The 17,187-nt window shown below is 63.5% G+C and carries 16 protein-coding genes; 7 read left to right on the forward strand and 9 right to left on the reverse strand.

Features of this window, described 5'->3' with window-relative positions:
• Positions 1-2: 2 nt before the first annotated feature.
• The 7 genes from HAP41_RS01665 to hemJ form a co-directional block, all read right to left on the reverse strand.
• Positions 3-890, reverse strand: a complete 888-nt coding sequence (locus HAP41_RS01665; protein ID WP_085403084.1) for a ParB/RepB/Spo0J family partition protein — start codon at positions 888-890, stop codon at positions 3-5.
• A gap of 137 nt (positions 891-1,027) precedes the next feature.
• Positions 1,028-1,882: a ParA family protein gene (locus HAP41_RS01670; protein ID WP_063980282.1), complete on the reverse strand. Its 855-nt coding sequence runs from the start codon at positions 1,880-1,882 to the stop codon at positions 1,028-1,030.
• 30 nt (positions 1,883-1,912) lie between these two features.
• Positions 1,913-2,596, reverse strand: coding sequence for a 16S rRNA (guanine(527)-N(7))-methyltransferase RsmG (gene rsmG, locus HAP41_RS01675; RefSeq protein ID WP_414643303.1), 684 nt, complete (start codon positions 2,594-2,596; stop codon positions 1,913-1,915).
• Positions 2,597-2,692: 96 nt separating this feature from the next.
• On the reverse strand, positions 2,693-4,573 hold the full coding sequence (gene mnmG / locus HAP41_RS01680) for a tRNA uridine-5-carboxymethylaminomethyl(34) synthesis enzyme MnmG (RefSeq protein WP_166062479.1): 1,881 nt from the start codon (positions 4,571-4,573) through the stop codon (positions 2,693-2,695).
• Between the two features lie 658 nt (positions 4,574-5,231).
• Positions 5,232-6,590, reverse strand: a complete 1,359-nt coding sequence (gene mnmE, locus HAP41_RS01685; RefSeq protein ID WP_166062456.1) for a tRNA uridine-5-carboxymethylaminomethyl(34) synthesis GTPase MnmE — start codon at positions 6,588-6,590, stop codon at positions 5,232-5,234.
• Positions 6,591-6,908: 318 nt separating this feature from the next.
• Positions 6,909-8,174 (reverse strand): transcription termination factor Rho, encoded by a 1,266-nt coding sequence (rho, locus tag HAP41_RS01690; RefSeq protein WP_045004625.1) that lies wholly within the window; start codon positions 8,172-8,174, stop codon positions 6,909-6,911.
• Between the two features lie 247 nt (positions 8,175-8,421).
• Positions 8,422-8,856 (reverse strand): protoporphyrinogen oxidase HemJ, encoded by a 435-nt coding sequence (gene hemJ, locus HAP41_RS01695; protein ID WP_166062411.1) that lies wholly within the window; start codon positions 8,854-8,856, stop codon positions 8,422-8,424.
• Between the two features lie 459 nt (positions 8,857-9,315).
• Here hemJ and HAP41_RS01700 point away from each other — a divergent pair, with 459 nt between their 5' ends.
• From HAP41_RS01700 to dnaQ, 4 genes are read left to right on the forward strand one after another with little or no spacing between them, the layout of a single operon-like run.
• Positions 9,316-10,155 carry a pyruvate, water dikinase regulatory protein gene (locus tag HAP41_RS01700; RefSeq protein ID WP_028150170.1) on the forward strand — a complete coding sequence of 280 codons (840 nt, stop codon included), beginning with the start codon at positions 9,316-9,318 and terminating at the stop codon, positions 10,153-10,155.
• Positions 10,156-10,163: 8 nt separating this feature from the next.
• Positions 10,164-10,772, forward strand: coding sequence for a Maf family protein (locus HAP41_RS01705; RefSeq protein WP_166062404.1), 609 nt, complete (start codon positions 10,164-10,166; stop codon positions 10,770-10,772).
• Between the two features lie 23 nt (positions 10,773-10,795).
• Positions 10,796-11,395 (forward strand): dephospho-CoA kinase, encoded by a 600-nt coding sequence (gene coaE / locus HAP41_RS01710; RefSeq protein ID WP_166105305.1) that lies wholly within the window; start codon positions 10,796-10,798, stop codon positions 11,393-11,395.
• A gap of 27 nt (positions 11,396-11,422) precedes the next feature.
• Positions 11,423-12,139 (forward strand): DNA polymerase III subunit epsilon, encoded by a 717-nt coding sequence (dnaQ, locus tag HAP41_RS01715; RefSeq protein WP_166062394.1) that lies wholly within the window; start codon positions 11,423-11,425, stop codon positions 12,137-12,139.
• Here dnaQ and secB read toward each other — a convergent pair.
• Positions 12,136-12,612: a protein-export chaperone SecB gene (gene secB, locus HAP41_RS01720; protein ID WP_166062370.1), complete on the reverse strand. Its 477-nt coding sequence runs from the start codon at positions 12,610-12,612 to the stop codon at positions 12,136-12,138. The genes dnaQ and secB overlap by 4 nt on opposite strands.
• A gap of 413 nt (positions 12,613-13,025) precedes the next feature.
• Here secB and HAP41_RS01725 point away from each other — a divergent pair, with 413 nt between their 5' ends.
• From HAP41_RS01725 to HAP41_RS01735, 3 genes are read left to right on the forward strand one after another with little or no spacing between them, the layout of a single operon-like run.
• Positions 13,026-13,733 carry a Tim44/TimA family putative adaptor protein gene (locus HAP41_RS01725; RefSeq protein WP_063980275.1) on the forward strand — a complete coding sequence of 236 codons (708 nt, stop codon included), beginning with the start codon at positions 13,026-13,028 and terminating at the stop codon, positions 13,731-13,733.
• Complete coding sequence (gene mltA, locus HAP41_RS01730; RefSeq protein WP_166062355.1) at positions 13,711-15,252, forward strand: murein transglycosylase A; 1,542 nt, start codon at positions 13,711-13,713, stop codon at positions 15,250-15,252. The genes HAP41_RS01725 and mltA overlap by 23 nt, the downstream gene beginning before the upstream one ends.
• Complete coding sequence (locus HAP41_RS01735; RefSeq protein ID WP_166062349.1) at positions 15,249-15,839, forward strand: Smr/MutS family protein; 591 nt, start codon at positions 15,249-15,251, stop codon at positions 15,837-15,839. Before mltA ends, HAP41_RS01735 begins: the two co-directional genes overlap by 4 nt.
• On the opposite strand, the gene HAP41_RS01740 is transcribed toward HAP41_RS01735, so the two are convergent.
• Complete coding sequence (locus HAP41_RS01740; protein WP_166062307.1) at positions 15,836-16,969, reverse strand: hypothetical protein; 1,134 nt, start codon at positions 16,967-16,969, stop codon at positions 15,836-15,838. The two genes, HAP41_RS01735 and HAP41_RS01740, sit on opposite strands and share 4 nt — an antisense overlap.
• Positions 16,970-17,187: the final 218 nt, after the last annotated feature.

Below are 17,187 nucleotides of genomic sequence, written 5' to 3' on the forward strand. Positions count from 1 at the left end.
GTCTACAGCGCGCCCTTCGCGAGCCGCCTCATCACCTCGTCGAGCTGATCGAGGTTACGATAGTTGATCTGGACGGAGCCGCCGGGGTCGCGGTGATTGACCGTGACCTTGAGGCCAAGCGCATCGCTGACGCGCTTTTCGAGATCGATCGTGTCGGGGTCTTTTTCCTTGCCCCCGGTGCTGCGCGCCTTCTGCGGCTTGCGCTCCGGCACACCCTCTTCGTGCGCGAGGGCTTCGGCCTGGCGGACGTTGAGGCCTTCCGCGACGATGCGCCTGGCCGATGCGAGCGGATCGGGCACGCCGATCAGCGCGCGGGCGTGGCCGGCGGTCAGCTCGCCGCTCGTGATCAAGGCCTGCACTTCGGCCGGCAGTTTCGTCAGCCGCATCATGTTGGCGATGTGGCTGCGGCTCTTGCCGACGACCTTTGCGATGTCGTCCTGGCTGCGTTTGAACTCGTTGGCGAGCGCGTGATAGCCGAGCGCCTCTTCCATCGGGTTGAGGTCTTCGCGCTGCACGTTCTCGACGATCGCGAACTCCAGCGCATCGCTGTCGCTGATGTCGACCGGCACGATCGGCACTTCGTGCAGGCCGGCCATCTGCGATGCGCGCCAGCGCCGTTCGCCGGCGATGATCTCGAAGCGATCCTGCGCGCCCTTCACCGGACGCACGACGATCGGCTGGATCACGCCGTGCTGCTTGATCGAATCAGAGAGCTCCTTGAGCTCCGTTTCCGAAAAGGCGCGGCGCGGGTTGCGCGGATTGGGCTTGATGAATTCGATCGGCACCTTGCGCTGCGCGCGCGGACGATCGACATGCTGAGCCTCGCCGCCGACATCACCGATCAGACTCGCAAGACCCCGGCCCAGTCGCGAACGCGCTTCGTCGGCCATCGCCAGCTCCCTTGGATTCACGGTGCAACACTCCAGAACTGAATTATCGTAGGGTGGGCAAAGCGAAGCGTGCCCACCAGTTGTGTGCAGAAGATGGTGGGCACGGCGAAGACGCCTTTGCCCACCCTACGGCAGCGTCAATGCGTGGTGCGCAGCTCGCGCTCGCGCTGGATCACTTCGGTGGCGAGCCGCAAGTAAGCTTCGCTGCCGACGCATTTGAGATCGTAGACCAGGACCGGCTTGCCGTAGGACGGCGCTTCCGAGATGCGCACGTTGCGCGGGATCATGGTCTTGTAGACCTTCTCGCCCATGAACTGGCGGACGTCGGCGACGACCTGGTTCGAGAGGTTGTTACGCGAGTCGAACATGGTCAGCACGATGCCGTGGATCGACAGGTTCGGATTGAGCGTCGAGCGCACCTGCTCCACCGTCTGCAGCAATTGCGACAGACCCTCGAGCGCGAAGAACTCGCACTGGAGCGGCACCAGGATCGCATCGGAGGCCGCCATCGCATTCACCGTGAGCAGGTTGAGCGAGGGCGGGCAGTCGATCAGCACATAGGTGTAATCGGCGTCCGGCGAGACGTTGTTGTTGAGCGCGCCGATGGCGTCGCGCAGCTTGAACGCGCGGCCGGGCGTGGTGCCGAGCTCGAGCTCGAGGCCGGAGAGATCCATGGTCGAGGGTGCGATGTGCAGCCGCGGCACCGCGGTCGAGACCACCGCCTCGCGCAAGCTCGATTCGCCGATCAACACGTCATAGGTCGAGCAGGAGCGGTTGCGGCGATCGATGCCGAGGCCGGTCGAGGCGTTGCCCTGCGGATCGAGATCGACGATCAGGACGCGCTCGCCGATCGCAGCGAGTGCCGTGCCAAGATTGATCGCCGTGGTTGTTTTTCCCACGCCGCCCTTCTGATTCGCCAGCGCCAGGATGCGCGGGTGGCCCTGCGGCACTTCGCCGGTCTGTTGCTGCTGCGGTTCGTCAATCACGCTCATCGTAAATTCCCCACTCGACCCCTGAACGCCTCAGCGGCGCCGCTCGACGGACGTCAGCTCGACGATCCAACCGTCGCCGGTACGGCTTTGGTGAAGCTGCGGCTGAATATTCCAATATTTAGCGGCTTCGGTCAATTCAGCCTCTACATCTTGCCCCTTCGGAAACAGCGCTTTTGCACCTTGGCGCATCAGCGGCTCCGCAAAGCCGATGAGTTGATGTAGCGGAGCCAACGCACGCGCGGTGACGCAATCCACGGGGCCGGTGATTCTATCCACATTATCCCCGATCTCCGCGAGATGTACGAGCCCCGGAGATGCGGTGACGCGAACTGCTTCGCGCAGAAAGGCCGCCTTCTTGGCGATTCGCTCGACGAGGTGGACGCTGGCGCCAGGCGTCCCGGCCATGGCACAGGCGAGGACGATTCCGGGGAAGCCGCCGCCGCTGCCGAGGTCGGCCCAGCGTTTGGCCGAAGGGGCGAGATCGACGAGCTGGAGCGAGTCGGCGATGTGCCGGGTCCAGAGCTGCGGCAGGGTCGAGGGCGCGACCAGATTGGTCTTGGCCTGCCACTCGCGGAGCAGCGCGATGTAGCGATCGAGTCGTTCTTCGGTTTCACGTGAAACGGGGGCGAGCTTGAGCGCCGCGAGCTTGTCCGCCGCGATGATGGAGTCCAGCGACCGATCGTTGGCGCTGGCCTTGTCGATCTTCGGTTTGATCGGCGTCGGCTCGGATCGACGGCTCGCGCCCTCACCTGCCGCTGGTTTCCCTGATGACGATCTGCCGCCCGGCCCGCGCTGTTTCACGTGAAACGCCTATGCGATCGCCTTTGAGATCTTCCGTGCCTCGCGCCGGAGGTAGGCCGCGAGGATGCCGAGCGCCGCCGGCGTCATGCCGTCGATCCGGCCAGCCTGGCCGACGGTGAACGGCCGCGCCTTCTCAAGCTTGGCCCGCACTTCATTGGAAAGACCGGGGACCTGCTTGTAATCGACGTCCGACAGCACCATCCCCTCGTCTCGCCTGAAAGCTTCGACATCGGCGCTCTGGCGCTCGAGATAGACGTCATACTTCGCGTCGATCTCCAGATGGGTGGCAATGACCGGGTCGATTGCCGACAGCTCCGGCCAGATGGTCCGGACCTGGCTCCAGCCGATATCCGGATAGGCCATCAACTCGAACGCCGAACGACGCTGGCCGTCCCGATTCAGGGACAGGCCGTGCTTGATCGCCTCGTTCGGGGTGATGCTCAGGGACTTCGACAGCGCCCTGGACGCATTCAGGGCGTCCATCTTGGCGCGGTGATGCTGCGTCCGGGCGCTCCCGACGCATCCGAGCGCAATCCCCTTCTCGGTGAGGCGCTGATCGGCATTGTCGGCGCGCAGGGTCAGCCGGTACTCGGCGCGCGAGGTGAACATCCGGTAGGGTTCGCTGATCCCGCGGGTGACGAGGTCGTCGATCATCACGCCGAGATAGCCATCGGCACGGTCGAACACGGTCAGGATGGCGCCGCTCGCGGCCAAAGCCGCGTTCAGGCCGGCCACGATACCCTGCCCGGCAGCTTCTTCGTATCCGGTGGTGCCGTTGATCTGACCCGCCAGGAAGAGGCCACGCAGACGCTTGGTCTGCAGGGTCGGATCGAGCTCGCGGGGATCGATGTGGTCGTATTCGATGGCGTAGCCCGGACGGACCATCTTCACCTGCTCCAGGCCAGGAATGCTGGCGAGGATCGCGAGCTGGACTTCCTCCGGCAGCGAGGTCGAGATGCCGTTGGGATAGACGGTGCTATCGTCGAGCCCCTCGGGCTCCAGGAAGATCTGATGGCCGTCGCGGTCGCCGAAGCGGACGATCTTGTCCTCGATCGAGGGACAGTAGCGCGGTCCGGAGCTCTTGATCTGGCCGGAGTACATCGGCGAGCGATGGACGTTGGCGCGGATCACCTCATGGGTCGCGGGCGTAGTCCGGGTGATCCCGCACTGGATCTGGGGGGTCGTGATCCGCTCGGTCATCACCGAGAACGGCTCCGGCGGCTCGTCTCCGGGCTGCATCTCGACCGCTGACCAGTCGATCGTGGTGCCGTCCAGGCGGGGCGGAGTCCCGGTCTTAAGCCGTCCAAGGGTGAAGCCTGCCCGCTCAAAGGAGGCGGAAAGACCCATCGCGGGCGCCTCGCCGACCCGGCCGGCGGGCCAGTTCTTCTCGCCGAGATGGATCAGACCGCGGAGGAAGGTGCCGGTGGTGACGACGACAGCCCCTGCCCGAAGCTCGCGGCCGTCCGCCAAGCGTAGTCCGGTCACCCGACCCTCGACCACGATCAGCTCGTCTGCCTCGCCCTCGATGACGGAAAGACCTTCGGTGTCCCGGATCGCGGCCTGCATGGCTGCAGCATAGAGCTTCCGGTCGGCCTGAGCCCGGGGGCCCCGGACAGCCGGTCCCTTGCGGCGATTGAGGACGCGGAACTGGATGCCGCCGGCATCGCCGACCCGGCCCATCAGACCATCCAGCGCGTCGACCTCGCGGACCAGATGGCCCTTGCCGAGACCGCCAATGGCGGGATTGCAGGACATCGCACCGACGGTGGAGAAACGGTGCGTCACCAGAGCGGTCGTCGCACCCATCCGGGCGGAAGCAGCCGCGGCTTCACAGCCGGCGTGGCCGCCGCCAATCACGATGACGTCGAAACTCTCTCGCTCTGTTCGCATGGGCGGACTTCTATCTCAGAGGTGGAGAAGCCGGAAGTAGAAACTGGGCGAGGCGGTTGTTTCACGTGAACGGGCGGTGACGGAGTCGATGCGCATTTTTTGCGAAAACAACCCCATGCACAGTAGAGCCGGCACTGAGCGGACTGCCGTTTCACGTGAAACAGGATGGGCCTAACCGGGAGAGAACTCCTGGCGAGATTCCGCACGGCTCTGGGCGGGGGTAGAGAGGGTACAAGTGATCCGTCTACTCCGTCATTGCGAGCGGAGCGAAGCAATCCAGAATCCCTCCGTGGAGGCAGTCTGGATTGCTTCGTCGCAAGGGCTCCTCGCAATGACGGGATTGGGGCCCGAGTGTCGTTCACGGCCAAGACCGCTTGAGCAGTGAAATCGAATCTCCCGCCCAAGTCTGCGGGCCCAGAAGCCGCAATGAGGGCCGCTCGCGTTTCGTGAAACAGGCCGGAACCGCCCACCACCTGTTTCAGTGAAACAGCAGGAAGCTTGTAGCCCGGATGGAGCGCAGCAAAATCCGGGAAAGGTGTTCCGGTTGCGGAGCCGTCCCCGGATTGCGCTTCGCTTCATCCGGGGACGAAACGAGCCCCCGTTTCACGTGAAACGCAAGGACTGGAACAAGCGCTAGTTCTACAATGAAGAACTAGTCCTACTTTCCGATGCAAAATTTCTGGAAGATGGCCCCGAGGACGTCCTCGACGTCGACCCGGCCCAACAGCCGGCCCAAGGCATAGGCCGCAGCGCGCAGCTCTTCGGCGGCAAGCTCTTCGCCGTCTTCTACAAGCTCCAGGCTCCGGCGCAAGCTGTCTGAGGCCCGGCGCAACAGATCTCGCTGGCGGGCCCGGGTCACCAAAGCGCCCTCGGTCGTCCCGAAAAACTCGGCGGCGAATTTCACGAGAGCGTCGATCAGGTCGGGAACCCCGTCCCCCCGGCTCGCCGAGATCCCGAACTCGCCGCGCGGCCCGACCTCCCCCGCCTCGCCCAGATCGATCTTGTTGCGGACGATCCAGACCGAGCCGCTCGATTGATCACGCCCGGGGCCGGACTTCACCAGCGATTGCATCGCGCCCCGATCGACGGCGCGGGCACCCTCCACCAGCCACAGCACGAGGTCGGCGGCGTCGGCTCGCGCTCGCGCCCGGCGCACGCCTTCCTGCTCCACGGGATCGTCGGTCTCCCGGATGCCAGCCGTGTCGATCACCGTGACCGGATAGCCGTCGAGATCGAGCTGCACCTCGATCACGTCGCGCGTGGTGCCGGCGTAGGGCGAGACGATCGCGACCTCGCGGCGCGCCAGCTGATTGATCAGCGTCGACTTGCCGACATTCGGCTCGCCGGCGATCGCGACCACCAGGCCGTCGCGCAGGCGTTCAGAATGTCCCTGTGCCGCAAGGACTTCTGCGATTTCGTCATGCAGCGCTTTGATCGCTTTCACCGCCGGCGCCCTCAACTCGGCCGGCACATCGCCCTCGTCGGAAAAATCGATGCCGGCCTCGATCAGCGCCGACGCCTCGATGATGCGCTCGCGCCAGTCGCGCGCGCGATCGCCGAGCAGGCCCTGCAACTGGCGCAGCGCCTGGCGGCGCTGGCGATCGGTATCGGCGTGGATGAGATCGTCGAGACCTTCAGCTTCGGTGAGATCGAGCTTGCCGTTCTCGAACGCACGCCGCGTGAACTCGCCGGGCTCGGCCGCACGTGCATTCGGATTATTCGAAATCGCGGCGAGAAGTGCCGTCAGCACCGCGCGTCCGCCATGGACGTGAAATTCGGCGACGTCCTCGCCGGTCGCGCTGGCCGGCCCAGGAAACCAGAGCACGACCGCGTCGTCGATTGGCTGGCCCGCGCCGTCGCGGAGCAGCCGGCGGCTGGCCTGTCTCGGCGCCGGCGGCTTGCCCGCGAGCTTCGTCAGGACCAGGCCGGCCTGCGGGCCCGAGACCCGCACCACGGCGATCGCGCTGGGCGCACGGCCGGACGACAGCGCAAAGATGGTCTGGTCTCGCGGATGCATGGCCTATTTGTCCGGCCGGCGGGGAAAAGGCAAACGGCTCGTTCTCTCGATGCCGACACCCCCTTTTTGCTGCGCTCTGGCCCGCAGCAATGGCTATATTGCGATGCAACATAAGGCACAGCATTTTGCTGCAGAGGCAGCCTCGCCCAAGCACCAAATGATCAGCCAGCGTCAAGCATTACGTAAAGATATCAATAACTACCGGAAGAGCCGGATTTTCCTTTCGTCCCGTCGCCATGCTGCATTTCTTCCGCAGCAAAGCCGCACAAAAGCAAAAGGGCGCCCGAAGGCGCCCTCTGATCTCATGCTGCATTGCACTCAGGTGTTCATCGAGTCGAAGAACTCGGAATTGCTCTTGGTCGAGCGCAGCTTGTCGAGCAGGAAGTCGATCCCATCCATGGTGCCCATCGGATTCAGGATGCGGCGGAGCACGTACATTTTCTTGAGCACCTGCGGATCGGTGATGAGCTCCTCCTTGCGGGTGCCGGAGCGCGAGATGTCGATCGCCGGGAAGGTGCGCTTGTCCGAGACCTTGCGGTCCAGGATCAGTTCGGAGTTACCGGTGCCCTTGAACTCTTCGAAGATGACTTCGTCCATGCGGCTGCCAGTATCGACCAGCGCGGTTGCAATGATCGTCAGCGAGCCGCCCTCCTCGATATTGCGGGCGGCACCAAAGAAGCGCTTCGGGCGCTGGAGCGCGTTGGCGTCGACACCACCAGTCAAGACCTTGCCGGATGACGGCACCACGGTGTTGTAGGCGCGGCCCAGGCGCGTGATCGAATCGAGCAGGATGACGACGTCGCGGCCATGCTCGACCAGACGTTTTGCTTTTTCGATCACCATCTCGGCGACCTGGACGTGACGAACCGCCGGCTCGTCGAAGGTCGACGAAACGACCTCGCCCTTCACCGAGCGCTGCATGTCCGTGACTTCTTCCGGACGTTCGTCGATCAGCAGCACGATCAGATAGCATTCGGGGTGATTGTGCGCGATCGAATGCGCGATGTTCTGCATCAGCACGGTTTTACCCGTGCGTGGCGGCGCGACGATCAGCGCGCGCTGGCCCTTTCCGATCGGCGCGACGATATCAATCACCCTTGCAGAAAGGTCTTTTCGCGTCGGGTCGTCGATTTCCATACGGAAACGCTGATTCGGAAACAGCGGCGTGAGGTTGTCGAAATTGACCTTGTGCTTGGCCTTTTCCGGGTCTTCGAAATTGAGCGTGTTGACCTTCAGCAGCGCAAAATAGCGTTCGCCCTCTTTCGGGCTGCGAATGTGGCCTTCGATGGTGTCGCCGGTGCGCAGGCCGAAGCGACGGATCTGCGAGGGCGAAACGTAGATGTCGTCCGGTCCCGGCAGATAATTGGCGTCCGGCGAGCGGAGGAATCCGAAGCCGTCGGAGAGCACCTCGACGACGCCCTCGCCAACGATGTCGGTTTCAGCAATCGCGAGCTGCTTGAGGATGGCGAACAGCAGCTCCTGCTTGCGCATGGTGCTGGCATTCTCGACCCCATTCTCTTCCGCGAACGAGACAAGCTCGGCCGGCGTCTTCGACTTGAGGTCCTGGAGTTTAATTTCCCGCATTGGGGTGGTCCTGTGGGGTAACCTTGGGAGGGGGTGCGAGGAGGCTCTGAAATGCGGACGCGAGAAGGTAAGGTCCGCAGGTCTGGCAAGGAGAGCGCCGGTGAGGCTTCAAACCTGATGCGGTGTCCGGCCTCTGGAAAGCTCAGACAAAACCACATCCGCCTGCGTTGGGTGGGATGTCGCCAATATAGAAAATCGCTTTCCACTCCGCAAGCCGAAGCGCTGAGCGATTCATCGCAAGCCTTGCCTAGAACGGCTTCACGATCACCATGATGACGATCAAAATCATCAGAGTAGTCGGCAACTCATTGATAATTCGATAGAATTTCTGGCTACGCGGACGCCGGTCGGCGGCGAAATCCTTGCACCAGCGTGAAAAAAAGCCGTGGACCCCAGACATCGCCAGGACCAGTGCCAGTTTTACGTGCAGCCAGCCGAAAGAGAACCAGTGGCCGGACCAGGCGAGATAGAGCCCGGCAAGCCATGTGACGATCATGGCGGGGTTGATGATTGCCTTGAGCAGCCGGCGTTCCATCACTTTGAACGTTTCCGACTGCTTCGAGCCGATCTCGGCTTCGGAGTGATAAACGAACAGCCGCGGCAGATACAGCATGCCCGCCATCCAGGAGATGACGGCGATCACGTGCAGCGCCTTGATCCAGAGATAGACGTCTTCGAACATTTTTTGCGCCCGGCTTTCTGTCCAGCGCAGGGAACGCTGGGGATAGTAAGAACTCGTTAAGGTCTCACCCTACACACTTATCCGTCCGTAGCGCCTTCCTCTAATCTAGAATCTTAGATTCTTAAGGTTTGAGTCTATGTGACCGTGAATAGGACTCACACAATTCCGTCCGCACGTTCACGTGCGCTTGTTCACATCCATCAACATATCCCTGATGCTTCCGGCGGCCTTCGATAAGTCCGCCAGCTTCAAAGGCTTGCGCGTTTCTGTCGGCAGCTTATCAAGGGGGTTGTCCGCGCAATCCCGTTTTCCTCTCAACAGGTCGCCGGACTTGTTCCGATGGGCAGTGGTGTGAAGAAAATTGGCACTTGTCCCGCCCCTGGTGTCGCGCAACCCTTTCCGAGGGGTTAAGGTCCACAGAAATCCACAAACCACACCGCCTCCATACAAAGGGCTTTTGTGCCGACCTCGAACAATTATTTCCATCTCCACCTGGTCTCCGACTCCACCGGAGAGACGCTGATCACCGTCGCGCGCGCCGTCGCGGCGCAGTACGCCAACGTCACCCCGGTCGAGCATGTCTATCCTCTGGTGCGCAGCCAGAAGCAGCTCGATCGCGTGCTCGACGAGATCGAGGAGGCGCCGGGGATCGTGCTGTTCACGCTGCTGGAGAAGGATCTGGTCTCCCGGCTCGAGGACAAGTGCAAGCAGATCAACGTTCCGAGCCTGTCGATCATCGGGCCGGTGATGCAGTTGTTCGAAGCCTATCTCGGCGCCGCGACCACGGGCCGCGTCGGCGCCCAGCACGTCCTCAATGCGGAATATTTCAAGCGCATCGACGCGCTGAACTACACGATGATCCACGACGACGGCCAGCATGTCGAAGGCCTCGATGATGCCGACGTGGTGCTCGTCGGCGTCTCACGCACCTCCAAGACACCGACGTCGATCTATCTGGCCAATCGCGGCATCCGCACCGCCAACGTGCCATTGGTTCCGGGCATTCCGGTGCCGGCACAATTGGAGACCCTGACGCGGCCGCTGGTGGTGAGCCTGCATGCGACGCCGGAACGCCTGATCCAGGTGCGCCAGAACCGCCTGCTCTCGATGGGTGCCGATACCAGCGGCGACACCTATACCGACAGGCAGGCGGTCGCCGACGAGGTCGCGTTCGCGCGCAAGCTGAGTGCCAAACACGACTGGCCGCTGCTCGACGTCACGCGGCGATCGATCGAGGAAACCGCCGCGGCGATCATGAAGCTCTACAGTGATCGCCAGCGCAACCGGCCCACGGGATAGTTTCGGCGATGTCTCTCTGGCGCGGCGAAACTCCGTTGATACTGGCCTCGCAGAGCAGCGCGCGAAAGATGCTGCTGGCCAGTGCCGGACTGGAGTTCAAGGCGATTGCGGCCGATATCGACGAGCGCGGCATTCAGACCGCCTCGAAACTTTCAGGCCCGCATGACATCGCCCTGCTGCTGGCGCGTGAGAAGGCCAAGGCGGTCTCGGCCAGTCATCCGGGGAGCTATGTGATCGGTGCCGACCAGACCCTCGCTCTCGGCGAGCGTCTCTTCAACAAGCCCGCAGGCCGCGCACAGGCGATGACGCAATTGCTCGACCTCGCCGGCAAAAGCCACGCGCTGAACTCCGCGGTGGCCGTGGCGCGAGATGGCAAGATCGTTTTCGAGGATGTTTCGGTGGCCCGCATGACCATGCGGCCGATGACCGAGACGGAGCTTTCAGCCTATCTCGACGCTGCCGGCGATGCGGTGACGACCAGCGTCGGCGCCTATCAGCTCGAAGGCCTCGGCAGCCATCTGTTCGAGCGCATCGAAGGTGACCATTTCACCATTCTCGGGCTGCCGCTGCTGCCGTTGCTTGCGTTCCTGCGGCGCGAACGGCTAGTTGCAGTGTGAACGACAGAAACGGCTGCCTGCTGATGCGGATCCTTGGACTGACCGGCTCGATCGGGATGGGAAAATCCACCACCGCGAAATTGTTCGCGGAGGCTGGCGTTCCCGTCTATGACGCCGATGCCGCCGTCCACCAGCTCTACGAGGGCCAGGCCGCGCCGGCGATCGAAGCCGCCTTTCCCGGCACCACCGCGAACGGCAAGGTCGACCGCCCAAAACTGTCCGCGCGCGTCGTGCATGATCCGGCCGCGATCAAGCAGCTCGAACAGATCGTTCATCCGATGCTCGGCGCCTCCCGGCAAAAATTCTTCGCCGATGCGGAAGCAGCCAAGGCGCCCGTCGTGGTCCTGGATATCCCGCTGCTGTTCGAAACCGGCGGCGAGAAGCGGGTCGACGCGGTCGTCGTGGTGTCGACCTCGCCGGAACTCCAGCGCAAGCGTGTGCTGGAGCGCGGCACGATGGACGAGGCCAAGCTCGATGCGATCATCGCCAAGCAGACGCCGGATGCCGAGAAGCGCAAGCGGGCCGATTTCGTAGTGGATACGTCACACGGACTTGAACCCGTGCGCGCCCAAATCACGCACATTCTGGCCGAGGTCGTTAAGATGCCGCGGCGGCGAGCCTGATTCGCTGCCTCACACGGCCTCTTGATCATGCGTGAAATCGTTCTCGACACCGAAACCACTGGCCTCGATCCGCTCCGCGGCGATCGCCTGGTCGAAATCGGCTGCGTCGAGATTTTCAACCGCATGCCGACGGGCCAGACGTATCACGTCTATATCAATCCCGAACGGGACATGCCGGCGGAAGCCTTTGCGGTGCACGGGCTGTCGGCCGAGTTCCTGTCGACCAAGCCGCTGTTCCACGAGGTCGTCGATGCGTTTCTGGAGTTCATCGGCGATGCGCCGCTGGTGATCCACAACGCTTCGTTCGACATCGGCTTCATCAACGCCGAGCTCGACAAGGTCAAACGCGTCGCGATCCCGCGCGAGCGGCTGGTCGATACGCTGCTGTTGGCGCGGCGCAAGCATCCGGGCGTGTCGAACCGGCTCGACGATCTCTGCTCGCGCTATTCGATCGACAATTCACACCGCACCAAGCACGGCGCGCTGCTCGACGCCGAACTCTTGGCCGAAGTTTATGTCGATCTGGTCGGGGCGCGGCAATCGCAATTGCTCCTCGCTTCGGAAGGCGAGGACATTCGCGCCAATGCGGCTGGCGATATGCCGCGGCGGCAGCGGACCGTGCCGCTCGCGCCGCGGATTTCCGATGCCGAGCGCGAGGCCCATCGGGCCTTCATCGCAACGCTCGGCGACAAGGCGATCTGGAACGAGTTCCTGCCCGCTCCAGCCGCCCCTCCGGCTGTTTAGGCCTGACCGCTCGTCTGCTGAGCGGCCATTTGCCGCTCCATGTTCTGACGATAGAGACCGACGAAGTCGACCGGATCCAGCATCAGGGGCGGGAACCCGCCGTCGCGCACGGCGGTCGCGATGATCTCGCGGGCGAACGGGAACAGCAGACGCGGGCATTCGATCATGACCAGCGGATGCAAATTCTCCTTCGGCACGTTGGTGATGCGGAACACGCCGGCATAGGCGAGCTCGAACGAGAACATGATCTTACCGGCGGTCTCGGCCTTGCCCTCGACCGACAGCGTCACCTCGAACTCGGTTTCGCTGAGATTGATGGCGCTGACATTGATCTGGATGTTGATCTGGGGCGGCTGGCCCTGCTGCTGGAGCGAGGTCGGCGCGTTCGGATTCTCGAACGAAAGGTCCTTGATATACTGCGCCAGAACGTTGAGCTGGGCCGCCTCGGGAGGGGTGCCGTTGCCGTTGGTCATGAGAGTCTCTCCTTACCCGATTTGGGCTGAATTTCGCGGCGGTTGGCTAACATAGGGCCGCCTCGTTCCACAAGGACGAACGGTCCCGGATCGGGTTTCCGCGCCGCCCCCGCAATTGTGACGTTCACCCGGCCCTCCTGACGAAATCGCGCGTTAAACGATTGAAGATGCGCGATTTCCGGGCAGGATCGGGTTTCCCCTTAAGCATAAAACGCGCTACACTCGGCGCTGTGCCAAAAGGCGCCATTGGCCGGGCAAGATTTCGTGCCTACATCCCGAGGACCAGACGCGCGGACCTAAAATGGTGATGTAGACTTGCCGTTCCCGTATGGAACGGTCTACTGGCCGGATTGATTTTCCCGGCGACGACCCGAGACGGCCCCTTTCAGCGAAGACCAGAAAGCGAATACGACGTGGACATCTACACCATCATCTTCCTGGCGCTGGCGGTCTTCATCTTTCTGAGGCTGCGCAGCGTGCTGGGACAGCGGACGGGTAACGAGCGGCCGCCGTTCGACCGCACCGCCGCCCGCAATGCGCTGGGGGGTGCCCAGGACAAGAACGTCGTGACCATGCCGGGCAAGGTGATCGATCAGGCCCCGCTGGCGCCGACCGCCGAGCCGGCCCCGCCGTCCGATCGCTGGAAGGGCCTGACCGAGCCGGGCACCGCGCTCGCCCAGGGTCTCGACGCCATCGTCGACAAGGATTCCACCTTCGATCCGCGCCATTTCATCTCGGGCGCCCGCGGCGCTTATGAGATGATCGTGCTGGCCTTTGCCAATGGCGACCGCCGCGCGTTGCGCGACCTGCTGTCGTCGGAGGTCTATGACAGCTTCGACGCCGCCATCAAGGAACGCGAGAAGTATGAGCAGAAGACCGAGACGCGTTTCGTCTCGATCGACAAGGCCGAACTCGTCGGCGCCGAGTTGCGCGACCGCACGGCTCAGCTCACCATACGATTCGTCTCGCAGATGATCTCGGCCACCCGCGACAAGAGCGGCAATATCGTCGACGGTAGTGCGGACACGGTCGCCGACATCACCGACATCTGGACCTTCGCCCGCGATATCACCTCTCGCGATCCAAACTGGAAGCTGGTTGGCACCGGAAGCGCGAATTAAGAATTTCCTGAAGAACAGCGCGACGGCGCTTTGCGCAGGTGCCGTCGTGCTGTCGTCGTTTTCGCTCGGCGCCGAGGCGGCGCGGCGTCACTATCGCAGCCATCACCATCATCTCCCGGCACTTGCCGCCGCCCCGCCGCGCGCCTTGCCCTATCCGCAGCTCCCTTTGCCGTTCGAAATCCCCGGTGCGCAATATCTGCCGCTGACCTGGACGGACGTGAAAGGCTGGAGCGACGACGACCATCTCGCCGCCTACAAGACGTTCCGCGCGAGCTGCCGGACGATCAACGCGCAGACCGGTGCGGCCGAACCGAAGGCGCTTGGCGGCTCGCTGAGCGAGCCCTGCAGGGCCGCCAAGTCGCTCGAGCTCACCGACGACGGCAAAGCCAGGACCTTCTTCGAGGAGAATTTTGCACCGCTGCGGATCTCGCGCCTCGGCGAGCCCGACGGTTTCGTCACCGGCTATTACGAACCGGTGCTGGAGGGATCGCGGACGCAGACCGAAATCTTCAACGTGCCGGTCTATCGTCGCCCGTCGAACCTGTTCGTGCGCGGCTACAAGCAGGACTCGGTCAGCCTGCCCAACAAGGGCCCGGTCTACCGCAAGATCGGCCGCCGCAAGCTGGTGCCCTATTACGATCGCGGCGAGATCGAGGACGGCAAGATCGCCGGCCGCGGGCTGGAGATCGCCTGGCTGAAGGACCCGACCGATCTGCTGTTCGCCCAGATCCAGGGCTCGGCGCGGATCAAGTTCGACGACGGCGGCACGGTCCGGCTGAATTACGACGCCTATAACGGCTATCCCTACACGGCCGTCGGCCGTGTCCTGATCGAGCGCGGCATCATTCCGAAGGAGGAGATGTCGATGCAGAAGATCAGGGAGTGGATGGCGCAGAACCCCGATGGCGCCAAGGATCTACGCCGCCAGAACCGCTCCTACATCTTCTTCCGCGAGGTCAATCTGTCCGACAAGGAAGAAGCGGTGGGTGCGCAGGGCATTCCGCTGACCGCCGGCCGTTCGATCGCGGTCGATAAGGCGCTGCACGTCTACGGCACGCCGTTCTTCATCGAGGGCGAGCTGCCGATCGATTCCGAACGCTCCAAGACGCCGTTCCACCGGCTGATGATCGCGCAGGACACCGGCTCGGCCATCATCGGCCCCGCGCGCGCCGATCTCTATTTCGGCGCCGGCGCGGACGCCGGCCGTGTCTCGGGACGGCTGCGCCATCCCATGCACTTCGTCATGTTGGTACCGAAGGGCCTCGATCCCGCAGTACGCGCCGCGAAGTTGCCGGTGCCGGACCCGCGTCCCTCGGAGAAGATCGCAAAGCTGTTTCCGCAGACCGATTCGCCCAAGGATCAGACCAAGCCGGCGGCTCCGGCCGCAGCCGTGGCGCAAGGTAAGGGTGAGACCGTCGCCGTTGCCAATCCGGTCCCGTTGCCGATGCCGCGTCCCGTGATAGAGCCCGTTCAGGAGCCGCGGCGGCCAGTCAAGAATCGTCCCCATCGGCAGCAATGAAGCGATCGTCCCGTCCGCCCGTGCTGGAGCCTCGTCCCTCGCCGCGCCGCCGTGCGCTGAGCGAGGAGGAGCGCGCGCTGTGGGATGCGGTCGCAAAACAGGTCAAGCCGCTGCGGAAGCATCGCGTGGCAAAGACACACGCCCCGCCGCGCACCGAGCCTTCACTGGCAGCGCCAGCCACGCGATCTGCGCCGTCGCCACGGCCGATCGCTGCCGCGCCGGCCGTGCGCGTGGCAAAGCCGGCCATGCCGCCGCTGGCACCGCTGGGCAAGCGCGAGCGCACAAAATTGTCGCGCGGCCGCAGCGAGATCGAGGCGCGGCTCGATCTGCACGGCATGACCCAGATACGCGCCCACCGGGCCCTGACCGGCTTCCTGCACCGCGCCCATCACGACGGCCTGACCTTCGTGCTCGTCATCACCGGCAAGGGACGGAGCGGCGGCGAAAGCGGTGTGCTCCGCCGCCAGGTGCCGGAATGGCTGAGCCTGCCGGAATTCCGCGGCTTCGTCGTCGGCTTCGAGGAGGCGCATATCGGCCACGGCGGCGAGGGCGCGCTCTATGTGCGGATACGCCGGGCGAGGTACTAGAACGGCCGGACGATTCCGACGCGCGGGATCAGTGTGAGGATCAGGCCGAAGATGTTTGTCTTCCGATCCTCCAACGCGATCAGCGGTGCATTGTATTTGGCCGGCAGCATCTTCACCGCGTGCAGGATCAGGAACATGCAGACCGCCCAGTTCGAGATCCAGCGCGAATAGTCGAACACCATCGCGAACATCACGAGATAGGCAAGGCTGATGCCGATCAGCGCCGCGATGACGAGGCGCCGGTGCATGTCGTTCGCGAGTGCGCCGATCAGGCTTGCAAAATAGCGCCAGAGTGGCGTGTGCAGCCAGATCAGCAGGGCAAACACCGGCACGCCGAGGATGTTGTGCGGCAGGCGGCGCCAGGTATCCGAAACCTCCTTCGCCAGCGGCTGGTACCAGATGTAGGCGAATTGCAGCAGGTCGGTCCGCGCCGGATCAGCCATCCGGGTCTTCAGATACGCGACGAAATCCGCTTCCGGGATCGGCATCGTTCCCAGGAATTGCGCGGCGAAGAACAGCGCGCTCACGCAAAGCAATGCCACCAAGCCGAACGCGACATTCGTTCTGGTGACGCCATGCGCGAGGTAGTGCCGGATCACGACGATGGTGATGATCGTCGGCACATACATCAGCAGATGAATGTGGTGGATCAGCACGAGGATGATCGAGAACAGCGCGGCCGTTGCGACGAACAGCAAGGAGCCAGCCGGCATCAGCAGCAGGATGATCGCCAGTGCGCAGCCGTAGATGTCGAAATGGCCGAGCGTGTGCATGAAGTTCTTCAGAAAGAACGGCGAGCCCGCGATGAAGACGAACAGCGGCAGCGTCCTCGCGGCGAAGCCGAACGTTTTCTGGAATAATCTGGCGTACAGTCCCAGCGTCACCAGCCACGTCGCTCCGCCGAGCGCGAACACCAGCCAAACCGGCACCTTGTCCGTGAACAGCGCGACGATGGCGCCGATCAGCGCGCGCTTAATGAAGCCGAAATGGTAGTCGACGAGCAGGTGGATGTAGGGGACGTAAGGCGGCAGCTGGATCTTGTGGACGAATACGCCGACGATGACCGCCGCGTTGATCGCGAGCAGGAGACGCCAGGGATTCTGGCGCAGGTTTGCAAGAACCGCGCTCAAGTGGCGCTCCGAGGGAATCGGCGCGATCGGACTCCGAAAGGGTTTGGAGTCAATATGTGGTTCACAGGATTCTTTTCACCACTACATATTGACGATACGGCGCTCACCGATACCATTCCCGCGACCCTCAGAAGCGGCGAAGCCGTCGGGTGGCTAGACCCAACGGCTTCAAAGCTTCTGACCCGCATCCCGAGCTGGGCGCGGAACAGGCTGTCTAA

The organism is Bradyrhizobium barranii subsp. apii, from assembly GCF_011516635.5.
Lineage (GTDB): Bacteria > Pseudomonadota > Alphaproteobacteria > Rhizobiales > Xanthobacteraceae > Bradyrhizobium > Bradyrhizobium barranii.